The sequence below is a fragment of the Pseudomonas sp. RU47 genome (assembly GCF_004011755.1).
Classification (GTDB): Bacteria; Pseudomonadota; Gammaproteobacteria; order Pseudomonadales; family Pseudomonadaceae; genus Aquipseudomonas.
In genome coordinates, this window is sequence record NZ_CP022411.1 from 5,071,869 (window position 1) to 5,091,060 (window position 19,192).

Genomic DNA, 19,192 nt, shown 5'->3' on the forward strand with positions numbered 1-19,192 from the left:
ACTGGATATAAACACAGCATAATTTACTCTGCGTCTTTGTCCAGGTTTCCTTTCGCCTCGGGAACGGTAGGAAAAGTCGCTGGTTGACGACCATCCCTGATGCCCCTACCCTCAGCTCCGAGCCTAAGAAACTCTACAAACCAGAGCGGTTCTCCGCACCCGACAGTCATGCGGCTTTTTTTCGTCTGCGGTTTCTCTACGCCTGCGAAAAATCCCGTTATGTCGGGAGTGGGCGAATACAAGACCCGAAAGGGGAATATGTCCGGCCCGTCTCTGGTGGGTTTCTTAGCTCCCGACACCCTAACGAATGCCCTAAGAAAGCAGCCAGAGGTAAATGGAAATGCCTGGATATCAAACCTTCATGATGAAGGTGAATCGCTGTACCCGCCGTTCGAATCCCGTGCCTCTTGATCAGGAGGCATGCCATGTCTGAACCACTTCTTCCTACTCGTTTCACCCGCAACAAAACCCACCTGCACGCCCTTCTGGTTGAGAATCAAGCGTGGTTCTGTGTCCATGAGCTGGGCCGTTTGATGGGCAAGCATCTAGATGAGCGCCAATTGCGTAAACTCGACGCTGATCAGCAGCAGATGATGCGCGTGGAGACTTATGACGAGGCTGAGGACCACATGATGGTGAGTGAGTCCGGCGTGTATGCACTGCTGATCTATCACTACTGTCCTGAGCATCGGCAGCTTCGTGAATGGCTGACGCATCAGGTTGTACCTGCTCTGCGTGATGCTCGTCCGGCGCGCTCGGTTGAGCGTCCGACGTTGAGTGTTTTGAGCTGGCCGCAGATGTCGCTGAGTACGTTGCACTGGCAGGACGAGCCGTGGATTCGTTTGCGGGATATGCCTTGTTTGCTGGCGGAGGATCAGTTCAATCGGCAGGAATCCTGGTGGCGTAGGGCTTCGCGATCGTTGCGTGGTTGCTGAGGGTTTCAAGATCCGCTGTTTGAGGTTCAAGCAGCGGATTTTTTTGCCTCAAAATGCTTGGGACTGTTCCGCAGCCCAGCGGGAGCAAGCTCCCTCGCCACAGGGAGATGCGTAGCCTGCAATGGCGGTGTGAGCATTGAAATCTGGTTGATGCCAAGAATCGCCAACAGGCTGGCTCCCACAAATCCCGCATCATCCTGAAAACAATCAGTGCAACCCGCGCCGCCTCCCGCTATTAATACCCCTCCCCCACTCAAGGATCCGAGCCCCACCATGAAATTCGATCTCGCCTACTGCCTCAGCCTCGACGACAAGTTGTCGATCTATGATGTTCGCGATCTCAATTTCGATGAGACGGTGGCGTTTGACTCTGCGAATGAACACTTCCAGTGCCCCAACGATGCCTGTCGTTCGGCGTTCGAGGCTTCCAACGAGTTGGGCACGTTCAACGCCAAGAACGTGAATTACGTGCGCACGCCGCACTTCAAGAATCTGCCCACGACGCAGCATGTGGTGGGTTGTCCGTATGTGAGTTTGAAGGCTTCAGCGTCTGGTGTTGAGACGGCGGATGGTGAGGTGGATGACGGGCGTGAGGAACACTTCCCATCAGAGTTGTTGCTGACCCGGCGTGAGTATGTGCGCAAGCCTGTCGCGCCAGCGGGGGCGGCGGATGTGTTGCGGGATGATCCGGTGCGGGTGGCGGCGGACAGTGGTAAAGAGTCGGCGAGTCGTGAGTCGGCACCGGACAAGACCAGTGTGTTTGCGCATCCGGTGGAGTGTTTCGTTTCCAACTTCGCGGACAAGGAGTTGCTCAAGCGGATGCCGTTGAAGGTCGGCGAGCATTCGGCGCCGTACAGTTCGTTCTTCAAGAAGATCGAGTATCTGACGGACAACAAGGGGCTGATTTACTGGGGGCGGATCAAGAAGATCGAGGACTTCCACAGTGCCAGTTTTCGTATCGATTTCGAGGACAAGGTCTGGTTCAAGAAGCCGGAGGACAGTAAGAAAAAGCCGTATCCGGTCAGTGTTTATCTGAACAAGAAGCTGATAGACAACTACCGCAAGCGCAAGGCGTTTCTGGAGGAGATCAAGCACGCGGTGGATAGCGACAAGGCGTTGTTCTGTTTCTTCTATGGGGTGACGCCGGAGTTGAAGCAGGTGCCTGGCAAGAAGAACCCCGAAAAGCCTTTCGAGGTCTTCAATGCCAATATCGAGAACCTGGATCACTTCATTATTCGTGAAGCGCCGGGTCTGGAGTGACGGTTAGCCTTGGGGCAGTTGTAGGTTGACGGCGCCGGGGTGTTGTTTGACGAGGGAGTACGGCAGGATCGACCAGTCGGGTCTATCGCAAGAGCGTTGTACGCGAGCGAAGTAGGCGCCGAGGTACAAGCCCTTCTCGGTGAAGTACCAAGGTGAAGTGCCCCAGATGCTCTCATCCTGGAAGTTGCAGTCGTCATCTCCCGTCGGTGCCTTCATTTCTGTGGGGTACAGCGCGGTGAATTGCTTGATTACCCAAGGTACCAACTCTTTGCTTACGTACTGATAGCGCGCGTTACTTTCGGCCTCGCTCAGCGGTTTGTCGCCCAGGCTGTCGCGCTCGGCATGCAAAATCGGCGTGCCCTTACCTACCCAAAAGACATCTTCGAGTGACAATGGGTGGCCGGTTTTTACATCAATGTTGAGGGGTGAATCGCCAAAATCAGGATGCGCGCCGCCGCAGTAATAGCTGGTCGAGATGTTCAGGCTGACCACGGCTGGCGAGATCATTTTCGGTTCTGCCTGTTGCATGAAATCGACGTTCTCTCCGCCACTCAATTGGCACCTGTGATAACGGATGACTTCAAGCCAGAGCCGTCCCAGCAATTGCTGATTGACCCGTTGCAGATCATCTTTCGGCAACCCGGATTCCACACTGAACAGGGCAATTTTCGAGTCGGGCTCCGTCCACCATTGCAGGGTGTAGCCCATGAAGGTTTCTTTCTTCGTGGCTTTGAGATTGAGCCCCTGCACGCGCAAGTATTCATACAACTCGCCGCTCGGTAGCGCGGCGATGATTGGCAGCGTGTTAGCGGTTGGCGTTGGAGTTTTGGCTTCGGCAAGTTTCACCGGCAACTTCTTGCCCTTCGGACTTTGCCACTCGCCCTGCCAGCCGTCGCCGTTCTCTTCCAGCTTCAACGTTGGCAGCGGCTTTTCATCACCGTAACGATTGTTGCCCTCGGTCAGGCTCAGTGTGCTGCCCTGAAACAAACCGCTGAGAGGTAAATCGCGATGATACTTCTCGTAGAAATAGCGACCAGTCACTTCGTCCGGCTGCGTGGTGTTGAGCTCCACGACAATCGGTGTCTTACCCAGCGTACCGGTAAATACGCGCCGGCCATCTTCGGCATGGGCAGTGGAAATCAGTGTGAACAGCGCCGCGGCATATGGCGCCAGGCGCATCAGTCCCTTGAGCATGAATCAATCCTTGAAGGAGTCGGAGAACGCGTCGGCACACAGGCGCCGGCGCTGAAAAATACGCTGCGGATTATGGCGGGGGCCGCTTAACTATTCGAGTTTTCTTGCTCGTACTTTTTAAGCCAGGCTTCGTGCTCAAGGGCCGCAATTTCCCGAGCCATTTGTTGGCGACGTTCCTTGGCAGTATGAAGCTGGACGTCATCGAGAAAGCAGTAGTGACGCAGCCAGTGAAGCGCCATTTCCTCATCCGGAAAGTAGTAAGACTTGGCGCCCTTGCTGTTCCTGGGCGTGTCATTCATTTGCTCGTCAAAAACCATCGCAGTGATTTCATCCGGCGGCAAAGATCCCGTATGGGCGACCTTGTCCTGAAACATCCATGCAATCTCATCAATGTGTTTTTGCGCGCTGCGATGGCTACGTCGATAGAACCGTTGATGCTCACAAGTCTGTTTCAGCCGCGCCAACATCAACTCAGGGTTAAGCCACTGCCCGAGGTCATGATGATGTGCGTTGATCACTATCCCCTTGACCCAACGATCCACAAATCGATCAACAAAGTCTTCTGTGTCAGCCTTTTTCGCATCAGCGAAAATCAGGCAATAGCGGGTCTGGACGTGAATGACCAGCAACACATGCTTGCGTTGTACCGTTATCGCGTGCACCAGCCACTGCTCGTCAGCGCCGCTCAGCTCATCATCTTCAATGATTGCGGACGGCGGTTTAGCATCCACCGGCGTGATCTTTTTGCCCTTGTGGACACGGCTGAAGAATTTGCTGGCGGCTTCGGTGCAGTTAAAGATCAGCATGCTAGGCCCCATGTGATTTCTACAGAAAAGAAACATATTCTTGCGAACACGCTGACTGATTCCAACCCCCTTCGACGCACTAATCCAGTTTTACTCAGGGCAATTGCAATGGAACGCCGCCGGGGTGCTGTTTGATCAGGTCATAAGGCAGCACGCCCCACTCGACGTATCCGCACACGGCGGCGACATGTGGATACGACGGCGTGACGGTGATGCCGTTTGCGCTGAAGTACCACGATGGGAATGCCCAAGGTTCTTGCTCGTCGTACCCGCATTCGTTTTCGCCTTCCGCAACGACGGTCATTTCCCTGGAATAAAGCTTTAGTAGCTGCGCGACGAGCCAGGGTGAGAATTCTTTGGAGCGGTAGTTGTATTAGTCAGCGGAGGACACAGTAGAGGCGCCTTCCAATCCCTCCACATAATGAAAGGGCTTGCCCTGCCCCACCCACAGAACATCCTCAAGGGTCAGCAACTTCCCTGTTTGCGCATCAAAGTTGAGCGATTCATTGTTCTGATCCGGATAGGCACCGCCACAATAATATTCGGTAGAAATGCGCGCACTCATCACCGAAGACGACAACCATAGCGGCTGACTGGATTGCGAGTAACTCCCCGCACAGCTGAAGTGTGCGTCTACCTCGCCCCACAAGCGTGCCATTAAATATTGATTGATGCGCTCCCGCGCTTGCGGCGAATAACCCGATACCACTTCAAACAGCGAAGCCCCCGACTTCGCCTCGCTCCACCATTGCAGCGTGTAGCCCATGAAGGTTTCGGTTTTGCCTTTTACAAGTTGCAGACCCTGCAACCGTAGGTACTCGTACGGGTTCTTGTCATGCAGTTCGGTGAAATACGGCAAGGCACCGACGGGAACATCGGGGAGCTTGGCGGGCTGTAATTCGACCTTCAGGATCTTCCCGTCCGGGTTGCTCCATTCGCCGCTCCAGCCGTCGAGTTTTGGCTGCAAGCGCAGAGTCGGGCGCGAATGGCCATCCATCGCCGCGCCTTCGGCCATCACCAGCGCATCGTCTTCTTTGCTGATGTCCAGCGCCAAGTCTTTTCGGTATTTTTTGTAGAAGTAACGACCCTCGCTGTAGCGAGTGTCGATTTCCACAACGATCGCGGCTTTGCCGAGGGTGCCGGTATACACCTGCTTGTTGTCGTCGGCCCATATCCGGGTTGAGAGCACTAAACCGATGAGCATCAACATGCCGGAGATTCGCAACAGTCCGCGATACATCTTTCATCCTTGAGTGACTGGGCGTTTGCCCGGAAGAGAACGTTACGAATGATGGCGAGAGCAACCCGGGCATGCGAGGCCCGCAGTGACTTTCAGGCTATTGCAGCCCACTCTGAAACGCTTGGATCTCTCGCTCTGCCTGTTTGCGTCGCTCCAGCGCAGCCTGGATGCCAGCCTCGTCGACAGCGCAATATTGACGCAGCCAGTGGGCGATCATTTCTTCATCTGGCCTGAAGTAATCCTTGCGCCCTTTGCTGTTTCTGAGTCGACTGTTCATCTGCGCATCGAACCCGATGGCCGCACGTTCGCCCTGCGGCAAACAACCCCACTCGGCGGCACAGTCCTGAAAAAACCAGGCGATTTGCTCAATGTGCTGTTGTGCACCGCGATGGCTGCGACGATAGAACCGATGTTCTGCGCAGGCTTCTTCAAAACGATCCGACAGGATTCCCGCGTCAGCCCATTGCATGAAGTCATGGTTGATCGCGTCGCGTAGCAAGCCTTCGCGCCAGCGTTCGACAAATCCTGCGACAAACCCTTCAGCATCGGCCTTTTTGGCATCGGCGAGGATCATGCAATAACGGGTTTGCACATGAATGACGAGCAACACGTGTTTGCGTTGCACGGTGATTGCGTGCACGAGCCACTGCTCGTTGGAGTTGCCCGGTTCATCATCTTCGATCACTGCGGTCGGGGGTTTAGCGTCCACCGGCGTGATCTTTTTGCCCTTGTGGACACGGCTGAAGAATTTGCTGGCGGCTTCGGTGCAATTGAAGATCAACATCCGGGTTCTCTCGTAGTTGCTGGAGGACGGCGCTCAATTACCGATTTTGATTTCTTCCGCTGTAGCCTGGCAATGGTTCATTTAAGCGAAATGCACAGCAGCACAATAATCAGCAACCCGATATAAACCCAGGCATGCACCCGATCCGGGATCCGCCCAATCCATGGCGCGGCCAATCGAATCCCGATGAGCGAGCCAACCGTCAGCAGCGCAAACGCCAGCAAATCCACATACCCGACAAACCAAGTCCCCAATTCGGCCTGGCTGAACCCGGCTAACGCCATGTACGTCAGCGTCCCGGCCAACGCCACCGGCACACTCAACGGGTTGGCCATGGACGTCGCTTGCGACATGCTCAATCCACAACGGCGCAACAGCGGCACGGTCATGACGCTGCCTCCTACACCGAGAAACGTCGCAATGGCGCCGATGCCTACACCGCCTGCGGAAGTTTCCATAGCGCCAAGTCGGCGTGGGATGACGTCTGCGTTCTGAGTGAGAAAACCGCGTCGCAGCAGGCAATCAATGATGGTCACGCCGAGATAGCCGATGAACGCGTAGCGAATCACGTCGCCGCTGACCCACACCGCCGCTATTGCGCCAACGACCGCACCCACGCCGATAAACCCTCCCAACGGCCACAGGTAATGCCGGATCAGGTTGCCGGCGCGGCGGTGTTTGTCGGTGGCGATCAGGGCGTTGACGATCATCACGCAGGTCGAAGTGGCGACGGCGATGTGCATCGCTGACTGGCCGATCGGGTCGTCGGCGCCGTGGCTCGCGGTGAGCAGACGATACAGCAGCGGCACCACGACGAAGCCGCCGCCGAAGCCGAACAGCACGGCGGTGATGCCGGTCAGGCAGCCGAAGAGGGTCAGCAGTAAATAGAACATGTCGAGGCGTCCGTGGTGGGAGAGCGGTCGACGATAGAGCGGCAGCGCTTGGCCTGCTTCAGCAAGTCAGCCAATAATGTTTGCGTTTACGCCAATCACCGGAAAACGCCTGATGCGCAATGTTTCGATCAATCTGCTGGATGACACGCCGCGCGCGGTGGTGGCGATCGGTACGGATTATTCCCACGGTCACTTGCTGCCTTTTCACACGCATCGGCGGGCGCAGTTGTTGTACGGCGCGACCGGGGTGATGCAGGTCAGCACCCATGACGGCAACTGGGTGGTGCCGCCGCAGCGGGCGGTGTGGATTCCGCCGGGGGTGGCGCATGAGGTGGTGATGCTCGGGGTCAGTACTCGCAGTGTGTATATCGAGCCGGGCACAGTGGATTTGGGCGAGCGCTGTCAGGTGATCAGCGTGTCGCCGTTGATGCGGCATTTGCTGATGGAGGCGGTGGAGGTGCCACTGGCCTACGACCTGGACGGGCGCGATGGAGTACTGATGGATCTGTTGCTGCATGAACTGACGCGCAGTGCGCCGCTGCCGTTGCACATTCCGCTACCGACTGACGGAAAGCTCCTGTCTCTGTGTCAGACCTTTCTGCATCAGCCGTACGCCCATCAATCTCCACAGCAGTGGGCCGAGCAGTTACACATAAGCTTGCGCACCTTCAACAGGATGTTTCGGCAACAGACCGGATTGAGCTTCAGGCAATGGCGGCAGCAGGCCTGCGTGGTTCTGGCGCTGGCACGTTTGGCCTCGGGTGAAGCGGTGACACGAATCGCGCTGGACTTCGGTTATGAAAGCCCGGCGGCGTTCTCGACGATGTTCCGGCGGATCCTCGGGCAGGCACCGTCCGTCTGGTTGGAGGCGGCGAATTAGCGCAAATCAAAAAATGCGTTTGATCCCGGCCGAAAACAACTGTACAAAAACACAGTACATTTTCAATCAGCACTCTTGAGCCCGGAGCACACCATGGCCTCTCTTGCGATGAACCACATCCTCGAACGCATTGCCCTTTTCCAGTTCACCCCGACGCACTGCGTCCAGGCCCGAGCGATGCTGGGCTGGAGCGCGGAACAGCTCTCGCGGGAGGCTGAGGTTTCGGTTGAAGACATTCAACGCTTTGAAGCGCAGCAGGATGTGGCGGATGCCGCGCGACTGGCGTTGGCTTACCGGTTCGAGGCGCAGGGGCTGGTGTTCTTTCCCGGGTTTGCACCGGGGCGTAGTGTGAGTGTTCAGGGCGTGTCGTCGGAAGCGATGGGGCGTGGGGATTTTGCGATGGCTGAGTAAGGATAAAAACATGAGCGAGATCGAAGAAAGCACAGGCAATGTTTATCAAGATTTAGAGCTTGAGCATGCAGGCGAGATGCTGCTCAAGTCCGAGTACGCGACCAAATTGATCTCGCTCATCGAGTCCACCGACATAAGCGAATCTGAAGCCGCACAAAGACTGGGAATACCTCTGGAGAACCTGCAGCAATTACTTCGTGGAAAATTTCGAGAAGTGTCGGTTACTACTATGGCTGATTACAGCCGTAAGATTTCAGGGCTTGTTTCTGGAGCAACCGGTTCGCCCCCTTAGGCGCGAACCGTCTTCATCTGATCAGGCGTTCTGCACCACACCCTCACTCTCCCCTTCAACCGCCAACCACCACGCCTCCCCGCGTTGCGGTTGAGCGATGTTAAACGCCTCGCCCATCTGCGGCGTGGTAATGGAAATACTGCGTTCCCACGCCAATGCCAGGATCCGGTCGAACGGTTCGTGCCAGGCGTGCATGGCCAGGTCGAAGGTGCCGTTGTGGATGGGGAAGAGCCAGCGGCCCTTGAGGTCGATGTGCGCTTGCAGGGTTTCTTCGGGCTGCATGTGTACGTGCGGCCATTCGACGTTGTAGGCGCCGGTTTCCATCAGGGTCAGGTCGAACGGGCCGTATTGTTCGCCGATGCGTTTGAAGCCGTCGAAGTAGCCGCTGTCGCCGCTGAAGAAGATTCGGGTGTCGCCGTCGATCATCACCCAGGACGCCCACAGGGAGCTGTTGCCATCGAACAGGCCACGGCCGGAAAAGTGCTGCGACGGTGTGGCGACGAAACGGATGCCGGCAATCTCTGCGCCCTGCCACCAGTCGTACTGGCGGACTTTGCTGGCTTCGATGCCCCATTTGATCAGGGTATCGCCGACGCCCAGCGGGGTCAGGAACAGGTTGGTCTTGGCAGCCAGTCTGAGCACGGCCTGATAATCGAGGTGGTCATAATGGTTGTGCGACAGGATCACCGCTTCAATCGGCGGCAATTGGTCAATGCTGATCGGTGGCTGGTGGAAACGTTTCGGCCCGGCCCACTGCACCGGCGATGCGCGCTCGGCGAAGACCGGGTCGGTGATGAAGAATTTGTCGCGCAGCTTCAGCAACAAGGTCGAGTGACCGAGGCGATAGACGCTGTGATTGGGCGCTGCCAGCAGTTCTTCCCGGGTCAACGCTTGCACCGGAATCGGCGCGGCGGGTCGGGTGTTGCGCGGTTTGTGGAAAATCATGTTCCACATGATCCGCAGCATTTTGCGTACGCCTTCGCGTTGCACAGGTGCGTGGTTGCGAAACAGCCCCTGATGCTGCCGCGAGGCTTCAGGCGTGGATGTGTTATCCGGGATCGAAACTGGATTGGCCATGACTGAATGACTCCAGGAAAACCGCGCAATTCGCGGTTTTCCTCGGTGGGACGATAAATGGCCAAAGCTGCACGCATAGGCCGAACTGTCTGGTTTTTAGATTGCGAGGATTAACGCAACATTACACTGCTCGGTGTAGTTTCTAGGTTGCATGAAAGCGGATGACAAGTAAACTGCCAAGTGTAATTTCACCTTTTTCTCTGCCGAAGCGTACTTATGACAGCTCCACAGCGCCTCACCGACCGTAAACGCGAAGCCATTATCCAGGCGGCGATTGCCGAATTCCGTGCCCACGGTTTCGAGATCACCAGCATGGACAAAATCGCGGCCACTGCCGGTGTGTCGAAGCGCACGGTGTACAACCATTTCCCCAGCAAAGAAGAACTGTTCGCGGAAATTCTCAACCAGTTGTGGGCACGAATCAGCGCCGAGCAGTCGGTGGTGTATAACCGTGATCAGCCCTTGCGCGAGCAATTACGGCAGATGCTGCAGGCCAAAGTGCAGTTGATGGCCGATGAGAATTTTCTGACCCTGGCACGGGTGGCGATTGCCGCCACCATCCACTCGCCGGAGCGCGCGCAGAACATGATCGAGCGCATGGGCGAGCGCGAAGAAGGTCTGACCGTGTGGATTCGCGCCGCGCAGGCCGACGGCCGATTGAAACCGGTCGATCCGGAATTTGCCGCTCACCAGGTGCAAGGCCTGCTCAAAACTTTTGGCTTCTGGCCACAGATGTCGATGGGCCGTGCCGCTCTCGATGTCGACATGCAGAACACCGTCGCCGAATCGGCGCTGGAGATGTTTCTGGCCTGCTATCAGCTCTAAATAGCCGTTCTCCTGCGCGAGCCAGCGATTAAATGGCTCGGAAGGACACTGATTATTCCCGTTGGAATAAATGACAATGTCCGACAATCGACCGACGAACGGTTAGCCTGAGAAAATACTGCAAAGTATTTCAGGATGAATTTCGCGCAGGGCATCATGGAAAACCAACGCGGCAAAGGCTTGTCATTCGCCCGGCGCATTTACCTGCCCAGGGCCATTGGTCTGGGGATCGGTTTCTTCAGTGTCGGTGCGGCGTTGTATCCGCTGAACATGCCCGGCTGGCTGTGGGCGCTGTTGTTGTTCAACGGCTTCGCCTGGCCGCATCTGGCTTATCAGATTTCCATGCGCTCGGCCTTCCCGTATCAGGCTGAACGCCGCAACCTGTTGTATGACTCGCTGTGCGGGGGATTCTGGGCGGCGAGTTTTCAGTTCAGTCCGCTGACCACCGTGACCATCCTGTCGATGATGACCATGAACAACGTCGCCGCCGGTGGCTATCGGTTGTTCGTGTTCGGCGCCCTCGCCCAACTCGCCGGCGTATTGCTGGGCTGGATGATCTTTGGCGTCCAATTCAGCCTGACGATGACACAGGAGCAAGTCTGGGCCTGCCTGCCGATGCTCACCCTGTATCCGCTGGCACTGGGCCTGGTCTGTTATCGCCTGGCGATCAAACTCTCCCAACACAAACGCGCGCTGAGCGCCCTCAGCCGTACCGACAGCCTGACCGGCCTGCTCAACCACGGTGCCTGGAAAGACCTTCTGCACCTAAAATTTCAGCAGTGCCGCCAACACAACAGCCAAGCCACGCTGGCGTTGATCGACATCGACCATTTCAAGGAGATCAACGATAGCTTCGGGCACATCGTCGGCGATGCGGTGCTGCGGCAATTGAGTCACGACCTCAAGCACCTGCTCGATCAATACGAGTTGGCCGGGCGCTACGGCGGTGACGAGTTCTGTGTGATCCTGCCGACACTGCCGCTGAACAAGGCTGAAGCGCTGATGGAGCAGTTGCGCCAGGCATTGCAGCAGTACCGTCATCCGCAGGTGCCAGACTTGCGAGTGGGTCTGAGTATCGGTCTGGCGCGGTATCAGCCCTTGTACAAGGATGCCCTCGACTGGCTGGACGATGCCGACAAAGCGCTCTACACCGCCAAACACACGGGCCGCAACACTATCAGCGTGGCCTTGAGCCGTGCCGCTACAGACAACGCCAGCGCCTGAAAAGTTATACAAAATTACAAATAATTAGTTCCTTGTACAACTTTATGAAGTTTTGTATAAGTAGCCATCTGCCAGTTAAGGAATGCTGGCATTGAGCAGTCACCGCCGAATGCCGTCCGCGCATTCGGTCTGCCAGCGCGGAAATAGGGACTGAATCCTCGATCTTCCCCTCTTCCAGAGTACTGCGAGCATGTTCTTCAATCGCCACAAAGCCGTCGTCGACGATCTTCAGCGCACCCTCACCGAACAAGCCGGCCTGCTCGACGCGATCAATCGCTCGATGGCGGTGATCGAATTTGACCTCGATGGTGTGGTGCTGCGCGCCAATGACAACTTTCTCAAGACCATGGGTTACACCGCCGAACAAGCGATCGGCCAACCGCATCGGCGTTTTTGCACACCGGAATTCGGCCGCAGTGCTCAATACACGGATTTGTGGTCACGCCTGAAAAACGGCCAGTTTCAGTCCGGGACATTTGAACGGGTCGACAGCAAGGGCCAGCCGATCTGGCTGGAAGCCAGTTACAACCCGATCAAGGATGCCTCGGGGCGCGTGGTAAAAGTGGTCAAGTACGCCATGGACGTGACCGCCAAGGTGCAGCAGGAAAGTGAGGCCAATGCCAAGTTGCAAGCGATTGACCGGGCAATGGCGGTCATCGAATTCAACCTCGACGGCAGCATTCTTACGGCCAATCAGAATTTTCTGACGCGCATGGGTTACACCCTCGCCGAGCTGAAAGGCAAACATCACCGTTTGTTCTGCACGCCTGCACTGGTCAACAGCAGCGCCTATGAGGATTTCTGGCGGCGCTTGAACCAGGGCGAGCTTTTCCAGGGGCAGTTCGAACGCGTGGATAAACGTGGGCAAACGGTGTGGCTCGAAGCCAACTACAACCCGGTTTACGACGCCGCCGGGCGCTTGTGCAAAGTGGTGAAGTTCGCTTCTGATGTGACCGCCCGAGTCGAACAACACGAGCAGGACGCACGCAGTGCCAGCGCGGCGTATCACATCTCGGTAGCGACGCGAAAAGTCGCCGAGCAAGGCACTCAGGTGATCCAGCAAGCCGCCAGTGAAATGCGCGAAATCGCCGAGGACATTGCCCAATCTTCAACGTTGATTGCGCAACTGGGTGAACGCTCCGAGCAGATCACCGCCATCGTCAACACCATCCGCGCGATTGCCGACCAGACTAATTTGTTGGCGCTGAATGCCGCGATTGAGGCAGCGCGCGCCGGTGAACAGGGTCGCGGTTTTGCCGTGGTCGCTGACGAAGTGCGGCAATTGGCGGCTCGAACCAGTGGCTCGACCGCAGAGATTTCCAACATGATCGGTTTGATCCAGAGCGAGACCCGGCAAGCCATCAAGAGCATGGAAGGCACCCGGGGGCGCGCGGCTGAAGGGGTCGAGTTGGCGAATCAGGCGGGGACGGTGATTCTGCAGATCCGTGATGGCGCCAGTGAGGCGGTGGATGCGGTGAGCATGTTTGCCAATGAGCGGGTGCCAGGGTAATTGATGCAGAGTCAGTAGACCGCGGCGCGGCCTTCGCGAGCAGGCTCGCTCCCACAGGGAAATGCATTCCAATGTGGGAGCGAGGTTGCTCGCGAAGGGGCCGGTCGCCTCAACGCAGGGCTATAGTGACTACACGTCCCACGCCCTGCCGAGTGCACCATGACCACTGAAAAAACCGCAACAACGGAATCAGCTCCCGTCGATCACCTGCGCTTCCACCGCTCCCACGCCCACCTCAACACCACCTTCGGCAACGACACGTTCGCCCTGCGCGCCGAGGCGTTTGCGCGGTTCTTCGGCACGCCGATGTTTCTCGGCGCACAAACCCTGATTGTGCTGTTGTGGGTCTGCCTCAACGTGTTTGGCGTGACCACTTTCGACGTTTACCCGTTCATCCTGTTGAACCTCGCTTTCAGCCTGCAATCGGCCTACGCCGCGCCGCTGATTCTGCTCGCACAAACCCGTCAGGCCGCCCGCGACAAGGCGCAAGCCGATGCCGACGCGCAACACCGTGAAGCGTTGGCACAGGCCAATACCGAGCGTCAGGCCCAAGCCGCGAAAAACACCGCGCAGTTGCTTGAGCTGCTGGAGCAGAACACCCGCCTCACCGAGATGACCAAAAACCTCACCGAACGCATCGCCAGCCTGACCAGCGAGTTGCACGATCACATGCGCCAGAATCCGCAGCGCTGATCACGGCAAACGTAGCGCCCGCCCCAATTCATCGAACAGTGTCACCACCGAGCGCAAGGCCCGGCAATCCGGGCGGGTCAGCAGCCACAGCGCGGTGTCGTAACCGTGCAGCGGCTCGCTTAACGCCTGCAAACCGCCGGTGATCAGAAAGTCCGGTAACGCCGCCACGCCGAGGCCTGCGCGGACCAGTTCGGTGACCGACAACATGCTGTTGCAGCGATAGCGCGGGGTGACGCCGGGCAGGTGTTGGCGACGCCAGGCAATCGTCGGATGATCGGGGAGAAAGTCGTCCGGGGCGATCCAGGTCAACGTCGTCAGATCCGAAGCATCGACATTCTGCAGATAGCGAGTACTGGCACAGATCCGGTAGGAAATCTTCGCCAGTTGCCGTCCGACCAGATGCTCCGGCGGTGTACGCGTCAGGCGCAGAGCAATGTCGGCGTCGCGCCGACTGAGGTTGGCGAAATCGTTGGAGGTGCTGAGCTCAATGTTCAGTGCCGGGTAATTGGGCATGAACTGCGCCAGCGCCGGGAGCAGCAAACCTTGCAACACCGAGTCGGTGCAGGTCAGGCGCACTGTGCCGCTGACCACTTCGCCACCCTGGTCTACACCAATGCGAGCAGCTTCCAGTGCCTGTTCGGCGCGCTCGGCTTGCTCGGCCAGTGTCTGCGCGAGAGTTGTCGGTAAATAGCCGGCGCGGCTTTTTTCGAACAGTTGCTGACCGAGTGCGGCTTCGAGACGGCGCACGGCGCGAAACACCGTCGACACGTCGACCTTCAACAGCTGCGAAGCGCGGGCCAGAGAGCCGCCTCGTACCAAGGCCAGAATCAGGGCGAGATCGGGGTAGTCGAGCTGATAGTGCGTCGCTGCATTGATCACTTGGGGAAACGCCCATATTGAGTGCGTGAACGCCAATCTATAGTGAGTGCCATCAATCAACAAGCGCAGGGAACCCCCATGGAAAACAGCGCCATCCGTATCGCCCTGATTGGCGATTACGACCCGCAGGTCACCGCTCACCAAGCCATTCCCGTCGCCCTCGGGCTGGTCGCCGAACACCTCAACCGCAACGTGCAATTCGAATGGTTGCCCACCGAGCAAATCCACGCCGATACGCCGCTCGAGCGGTTCGACGGTTTCTGGTGCGTCCCCGCCAGTCCTTACAAAAGTGAAGCCGGCGCATTGCGGGCGATCCGTTTTGCCCGCGAACAGCAGCGCCCTTTCCTCGGCACCTGCGGCGGTTTTCAGCATGCGGTGCTGGAGTTTTCCCGCAACGTGTTGGGCTGGGAGGATGCGGAACACGGTGAAACATCGCCCGACGCTGAACGCGCGGTACTCACGCCGTTGACCTGTTCGCTGGTGGAAGCGGTAGACAGCATTCATCTAGTGCCCGACTCGTTGATCGCCAAGGCGTACGAAACGTCGCAAATTCGTGAAGGCTATCGCTGCCGCTTCGGTGTGAATCCGCTGTTCGAACAGCAACTGTTGAACGATCGGCTACATGCTGTCGGTCATGATTCGTCAGGGGATTTACGCGCGATCGAACTCAAGGATCACCGGTTCTTTGTCGCGACGTTGTTTCAACCGGAACGTGCGGCGCTCAAAGGGTTGATGCCGCCGCTGGTGCGCGCGTTTGTTGAAGCTTGTGGGGAGGCACGTTGATGACTGCCTGCTTTGCGGTGATTTTTACGTCGACTCGCACCGAGGGTGACAATGGGTATGCCGAGGCGGCTGAGCGCATGGCTGCGTTGGTCAGTGAGCAGCCGGGGTTTCTTGGGGTGGAGTCGGTTCGAGGAGCGGATGGCGTTGGGATTACGGTGTCGTATTGGCAGAGCGAAGCGGCGATTCTGGCGTGGCGACAGAACCCTGAACATCAGGTGATTCAGGCCCGTGGGCGTTTGGAGTGGTATTCGGCGTTTCATACGCGGGTGTGCCGGGTTGAGCGTGAGTATCGGTTCGGGCAATAAAATGGCGGCGTATTGACGGCCGCTTTCGCGAGCAGGCTCGCTCCCACAGGGGATTTGTGAACACCACGGTTCCCATGTGGGAGCGAGCCTGCTCGCGAAGAGGCCCTTACCCTCACAGAAAAACTTCAGCCCCGTACCAGACTACGCACCGCGACAATCTCCGGCACTTCAACCTTGCTCATATATACCCGCAACGGCTCGGTGATGTTGATCCGGTCATCGATATGCTGATCCAGCAACAACTGAATCAACTCGCGTTTAAGCGTCATGGTCTGCGCTGTCGCCGGTGCCCAGACGAATTCGTTCACAGGAATAATGCCGTCATCGGCCACGTCCATACCGAACGAATCTTCGCTGAAGCGCACGATGTACTGACCGGTTTTACGGTTGAGGCCGACAAATCCCTTGAGATCGTCGGCGGCCTGGCAGATGAGTTGGGAGGTGATGCGCATGGTAAACCTCACGAAAGATGATCGATGGTTTACACGCAGGGCAACTGAGCGGCGCGCCCTCTGCCGGAGCGTCTGCCGTGGGCAAGCGTACTGCAAACAGCGCCACAAAAGTGCAGGAAAAATCGCTTTTAATACGTTTATGTCGGTCCTGCGATAGCACGCAATCGATTCAGTTGCTAAAAGATACGTCTTTGAAAATGCCCTGCGAAAGGAACTCGAACATGCCCGCTACTTTCACCAAAAGCGCCCTGGTCCTGAGCCTGCTGCTCGGCCTCGGTCAGGCGCACGCCGCCAGCCACAGCGATCCCGATGCGGTCGCTGCCGCCAACGGCATCCCGCACCCGGCGGTGATCGCTCACCGTGGCGCGTCCTTCGATGCGCCGGAATCCACGGCGGCGTCCTACAAACTGGCGCGTGATCTGGGCGCCGATTACCTGGAAATGGACTTGCAGCGCAGCAAGGACGGCGTGCTGTTCGCCCTGCACGACGACAACCTGCAACGCACCACCGACGTCGCCAGCAAGTTTCCGGAGCGCAAGGACGCCTCGGCCACCGCGTTCACCATGGCCGAACTGAAAACCCTCGACGCCGGCAGTTGGTTCAACGCCAAGTACCCGGATCGCGCCCGCCCGTCCTACGCCGGGCTGAAGATTCTGACTCTCGATGAAATCATCGACATCGCGCAGGCCAATCCGCAGCACAAGCCGGGCCTGTACATCGAGACCAAAGAGCCGCAACTGTTTCCGGGGATCGAGAAAGACCTGAAAGAGAAACTGCAGGATCGCGGCTGGCTGAGTCCGGCCGGTTCGAAACTGGCGAAAAGTGCGCTGGGTGTGGGTCAGGGCAAGGGCAAAGTGATCCTGCAAACGTTCGAGAAAAACAGCCTCGAACTGCTGCAAAAAGAAATGCCGCAAGTGCCGAAAATCCTCCTGCTGTGGGTCGGCGAAGGCAGCATCGAGCCGAAATCCAAGGTGACGTTTGCCGAGTCCGGCGAGAAGGACAAAAACGTTTTCTACGGTAAACAAGAACCGAAGTCCGAAGCCGAATTCAAACAATGGGTGGATTACGCCAAGGCCCAAGGTGCCATCGGCACCGGCCCTTCGGCGAAGCTGACCAAGGGCGGCGACCAGAGCTACTCGGATCTGGTGCAACCGTGGATGAACCAGTACACCCACGATCAGGGCCTGCTGGTGCACGTCTACACCGTCGATGAGCCGGTGGACTTCGAGAAAGTCATGGCGGCGGGTGTCGACGGCATCTTCACCAACCGCGCCAGCGAACTGTTGAAGTTCTACAAACGCCCGGCGGCTGGCACTGTTGATCAGGTGTTGAAGAACAACGGCTTCTGATCTGAAATCGAGGCGCCTTCATCGCGGGCAAGCCACGCTCCCACAGGTTCTGTGCAGGTGCATGGCTTGCCCGTTTTGTTTGGGTGCGGGGTTTTAAGGGTGAGTTAAGTTGCGCTGGTTAACCTGAGGCCACTTAAACGAATCACCCCAAGGAATGAACCGATGAAAACTTTGACTGCCCTGTTTACTGCCGCTGCCCTGACTCTTACCGCTGGCCTGGCCCAGGCTGATGTTCGCGTTGACCAGATTCCGCAACTGGTCAAGGAAGGCAAGATCAAGTCGCTGGAGTCGATGAACGCCGAAGCGCTGGAACTGCATCCGGGTGCGACTATTACCGACACGGATCTGGATAACCACTTCAATGGTTATGAGTATGAAGTTGAGCTGAAGACGGCTGATGGTAAAGAGTTTGATGTGGACTTTGATGCGACCACTGGCAAGGTGCTGAGCAACAAGCAAGACACTTGATACCTGGTATAAAGCAAGCCGCACGATTGAGAGATCGTGCGGCTTTTTTGTGTCTGGTGTTTGGCCTGGTGATGGGTTGTCAGTGAGATTTTCTCCCCCTCACCCCAGCCCTCTCCCCCAAGGGGGCGAGGGGGAAAGGGAGCCGATCGGGGGCTATTCAAGACCTGAGTTCGACTCGATATTTCAGGTCGGCGCAACTCAAATAATCACCCCGGTCAGTCCCCTCTCCCTCTGGGAGAGGGCTAGGGGGGAAAGGGAGCCGATCGGGGGCTATTCAAGGCCTGAGTGCGACTCGATATTTCAGGTCGGCGTACCTCGAATAGTCACCACGGTCAGTCCCCTCTCCCTCGGGAGAGGGCTAGGGTGAGGCGAAAGGGCATCACGCCGAGGTGCTGACCAGCGAACCCGAGGTGCTCGAGTCGGAATCCTGCAACGCCTGCAACAATGAGGCTGTGGCGGTGGACAGGGAGGCCGAAGTGGCGGTGATCTGCGCTTGGGCGGCAGCCACCTCGGCGACCTTCGCATCAGAATTTTCCTGCTTCGCCTGGGCCGCTTGCAACGCCTGTTGCTCTTCCTGCAATTGCTTCTGCAGTTCGGCAATCTGCTTGCGCAGTTCCTTCACCGAGTCCGATTCTTCGCTGCTGCTGGAGCTGCTGTCACCCGCCGGAGCGGCCCCACCACCGGCGGCGACTTTACCGGTATCGGCCGTAGCGCCAGTGCTGGCGGCTGCCGTGGTCGAGGTATCGTCACCGACGTCGCTGATTGCGGTTTTGCTCGAAGGTGTGGTGACGGTCTGATTGATCGAAACAGAAGTGATGCTCACCATGGAAAGGCTCCAATGCCGGTTATAGATAACCGGTCATCGACCACGGCCGCAGGTAATTGAGATCGACTGTGTACCGACTCGGTATCCGAACCGGTACACAGTCGAT

At 57.5% G+C, this 19,192-nt stretch carries 22 protein-coding genes and 2 pseudogenes; 14 read left to right on the forward strand and 10 right to left on the reverse strand.

The window, feature by feature from the left end:
* Positions 1 to 425: 425 nt before the first annotated feature.
* Together CCX46_RS23115 and CCX46_RS23120 are read left to right on the forward strand one after the other, a co-directional pair.
* On the forward strand, positions 426 to 935 hold the full coding sequence (locus CCX46_RS23115; RefSeq protein WP_127929441.1) for a BRO-N domain-containing protein: 510 nt from the start codon (positions 426 to 428) through the stop codon (positions 933 to 935).
* A 273-nt stretch (positions 936 to 1,208) separates the two neighbouring features.
* Positions 1,209 to 2,195 carry a hypothetical protein gene (locus tag CCX46_RS23120; protein WP_127929442.1) on the forward strand — a complete coding sequence of 329 codons (987 nt, stop codon included), beginning with the start codon at positions 1,209 to 1,211 and terminating at the stop codon, positions 2,193 to 2,195.
* 3 nt (positions 2,196 to 2,198) lie between these two features.
* Here CCX46_RS23120 and CCX46_RS23125 read toward each other — a convergent pair whose 3' ends face one another.
* The 6 genes from CCX46_RS23125 to CCX46_RS23145 form a co-directional block, all read right to left on the reverse strand.
* Positions 2,199 to 3,389, reverse strand: a complete 1,191-nt coding sequence (locus CCX46_RS23125; RefSeq protein ID WP_127929443.1) for a hypothetical protein — start codon at positions 3,387 to 3,389, stop codon at positions 2,199 to 2,201.
* An 86-nt stretch (positions 3,390 to 3,475) separates the two neighbouring features.
* Positions 3,476 to 4,195: a DUF6933 domain-containing protein gene (locus tag CCX46_RS23130; RefSeq protein WP_137218980.1), complete on the reverse strand. Its 720-nt coding sequence runs from the start codon at positions 4,193 to 4,195 to the stop codon at positions 3,476 to 3,478.
* A gap of 94 nt (positions 4,196 to 4,289) precedes the next feature.
* Positions 4,290 to 4,499 (reverse strand): hypothetical protein, encoded by a 210-nt coding sequence (locus CCX46_RS30925; RefSeq protein WP_238704355.1) that lies wholly within the window; start codon positions 4,497 to 4,499, stop codon positions 4,290 to 4,292.
* 69 nt (positions 4,500 to 4,568) lie between these two features.
* Entirely contained in the window at positions 4,569 to 5,435 is an 867-nt protein-coding gene (locus CCX46_RS23135) for a hypothetical protein (RefSeq protein WP_238704356.1), read from the reverse strand.
* Between the two features lie 97 nt (positions 5,436 to 5,532).
* The gene (locus CCX46_RS23140; RefSeq protein ID WP_127929445.1) at positions 5,533 to 6,219 is read right to left on the reverse strand and encodes a DUF6933 domain-containing protein; all 687 of its coding nucleotides are present in this window, start codon (positions 6,217 to 6,219) and stop codon (positions 5,533 to 5,535) included.
* Positions 6,220 to 6,296: 77 nt separating this feature from the next.
* Entirely contained in the window at positions 6,297 to 7,112 is an 816-nt protein-coding gene (locus CCX46_RS23145; protein WP_127929446.1) for a sulfite exporter TauE/SafE family protein, read from the reverse strand.
* Positions 7,113 to 7,224: 112 nt separating this feature from the next.
* Here CCX46_RS23145 and CCX46_RS23150 point away from each other — a divergent pair, with 112 nt between their 5' ends.
* The 3 genes from CCX46_RS23150 (at position 7,225) to CCX46_RS23160 (ending at position 8,695) form a co-directional block, all read left to right on the forward strand.
* Positions 7,225 to 7,992 (forward strand): AraC family transcriptional regulator, encoded by a 768-nt coding sequence (locus CCX46_RS23150; protein WP_127929447.1) that lies wholly within the window; start codon positions 7,225 to 7,227, stop codon positions 7,990 to 7,992.
* A 93-nt stretch (positions 7,993 to 8,085) separates the two neighbouring features.
* A complete protein-coding gene (locus CCX46_RS23155; RefSeq protein ID WP_127929448.1) occupies positions 8,086 to 8,403 on the forward strand; it encodes an XRE family transcriptional regulator in 318 nt (105 codons plus the stop codon).
* Positions 8,404 to 8,413: 10 nt separating this feature from the next.
* Positions 8,414 to 8,695 (forward strand): helix-turn-helix domain-containing protein, encoded by a 282-nt coding sequence (locus CCX46_RS23160; protein ID WP_064387601.1) that lies wholly within the window; start codon positions 8,414 to 8,416, stop codon positions 8,693 to 8,695.
* A 21-nt stretch (positions 8,696 to 8,716) separates the two neighbouring features.
* Here the strand turns inward: CCX46_RS23160 and CCX46_RS23165 are convergent, their stop codons facing one another.
* Positions 8,717 to 9,772, reverse strand: a complete 1,056-nt coding sequence (locus CCX46_RS23165) for an MBL fold metallo-hydrolase (protein ID WP_127929449.1) — start codon at positions 9,770 to 9,772, stop codon at positions 8,717 to 8,719.
* 216 nt (positions 9,773 to 9,988) lie between these two features.
* On the opposite strand from CCX46_RS23165, the gene CCX46_RS23170 reads away from it, so the two are divergent.
* The 5 genes and pseudogenes from CCX46_RS23170 to CCX46_RS23185 all read left to right on the forward strand — a co-directional run bounded on the left by CCX46_RS23170 (position 9,989) and on the right by CCX46_RS23185 (position 14,024).
* The gene (locus CCX46_RS23170; RefSeq protein ID WP_127929450.1) at positions 9,989 to 10,597 is read left to right on the forward strand and encodes a TetR/AcrR family transcriptional regulator; all 609 of its coding nucleotides are present in this window, start codon (positions 9,989 to 9,991) and stop codon (positions 10,595 to 10,597) included.
* A 156-nt stretch (positions 10,598 to 10,753) separates the two neighbouring features.
* The gene (locus CCX46_RS23175) at positions 10,754 to 11,821 is read left to right on the forward strand and encodes a diguanylate cyclase (protein WP_127930442.1); all 1,068 of its coding nucleotides are present in this window, start codon (positions 10,754 to 10,756) and stop codon (positions 11,819 to 11,821) included.
* A gap of 280 nt (positions 11,822 to 12,101) precedes the next feature.
* A pseudogene (locus tag CCX46_RS31215) lies at positions 12,102 to 12,785 on the forward strand (PAS domain-containing protein); the annotation flags it as partial.
* Between the two features lie 108 nt (positions 12,786 to 12,893).
* A pseudogene (locus tag CCX46_RS31220) lies at positions 12,894 to 13,331 on the forward strand (methyl-accepting chemotaxis protein); the annotation flags it as partial.
* 159 nt (positions 13,332 to 13,490) lie between these two features.
* Positions 13,491 to 14,024, forward strand: coding sequence for a DUF1003 domain-containing protein (locus CCX46_RS23185; protein ID WP_127929452.1), 534 nt, complete (start codon positions 13,491 to 13,493; stop codon positions 14,022 to 14,024).
* On the opposite strand, the gene CCX46_RS23190 is transcribed toward CCX46_RS23185, so the two are convergent.
* Positions 14,025 to 14,966 (reverse strand): LysR family transcriptional regulator, encoded by a 942-nt coding sequence (locus CCX46_RS23190; RefSeq protein ID WP_127929453.1) that lies wholly within the window; start codon positions 14,964 to 14,966, stop codon positions 14,025 to 14,027.
* Positions 14,967 to 14,981: 15 nt separating this feature from the next.
* On the opposite strand from CCX46_RS23190, the gene CCX46_RS23195 reads away from it, so the two are divergent.
* Together CCX46_RS23195 and CCX46_RS23200 are read left to right on the forward strand one after the other, a co-directional pair.
* Entirely contained in the window at positions 14,982 to 15,686 is a 705-nt protein-coding gene (locus CCX46_RS23195; protein ID WP_127929454.1) for a CTP synthase C-terminal region-related (seleno)protein, read from the forward strand.
* Positions 15,686 to 15,991 carry an antibiotic biosynthesis monooxygenase family protein gene (locus tag CCX46_RS23200; RefSeq protein WP_127929455.1) on the forward strand — a complete coding sequence of 102 codons (306 nt, stop codon included), beginning with the start codon at positions 15,686 to 15,688 and terminating at the stop codon, positions 15,989 to 15,991. The genes CCX46_RS23195 and CCX46_RS23200 overlap by 1 nt, the downstream gene beginning before the upstream one ends.
* A 125-nt stretch (positions 15,992 to 16,116) precedes the next feature.
* On the opposite strand, the gene CCX46_RS23205 is transcribed toward CCX46_RS23200, so the two are convergent.
* Positions 16,117 to 16,443: a DUF2025 family protein gene (locus CCX46_RS23205; protein ID WP_064119964.1), complete on the reverse strand. Its 327-nt coding sequence runs from the start codon at positions 16,441 to 16,443 to the stop codon at positions 16,117 to 16,119.
* A gap of 221 nt (positions 16,444 to 16,664) precedes the next feature.
* Here CCX46_RS23205 and CCX46_RS23210 point away from each other — a divergent pair, with 221 nt between their 5' ends.
* Positions 16,665 to 17,792 (forward strand): glycerophosphodiester phosphodiesterase, encoded by a 1,128-nt coding sequence (locus CCX46_RS23210; protein WP_127929456.1) that lies wholly within the window; start codon positions 16,665 to 16,667, stop codon positions 17,790 to 17,792.
* A gap of 162 nt (positions 17,793 to 17,954) precedes the next feature.
* Positions 17,955 to 18,260 carry a PepSY domain-containing protein gene (locus CCX46_RS23215; RefSeq protein ID WP_127929457.1) on the forward strand — a complete coding sequence of 102 codons (306 nt, stop codon included), beginning with the start codon at positions 17,955 to 17,957 and terminating at the stop codon, positions 18,258 to 18,260.
* 379 nt (positions 18,261 to 18,639) lie between these two features.
* Here the strand turns inward: CCX46_RS23215 and CCX46_RS23220 are convergent, their stop codons facing one another.
* Positions 18,640 to 19,086: a hypothetical protein gene (locus CCX46_RS23220; protein ID WP_127929458.1), complete on the reverse strand. Its 447-nt coding sequence runs from the start codon at positions 19,084 to 19,086 to the stop codon at positions 18,640 to 18,642.
* Between the last annotated feature and the right edge of the window lie 106 nt (positions 19,087 to 19,192).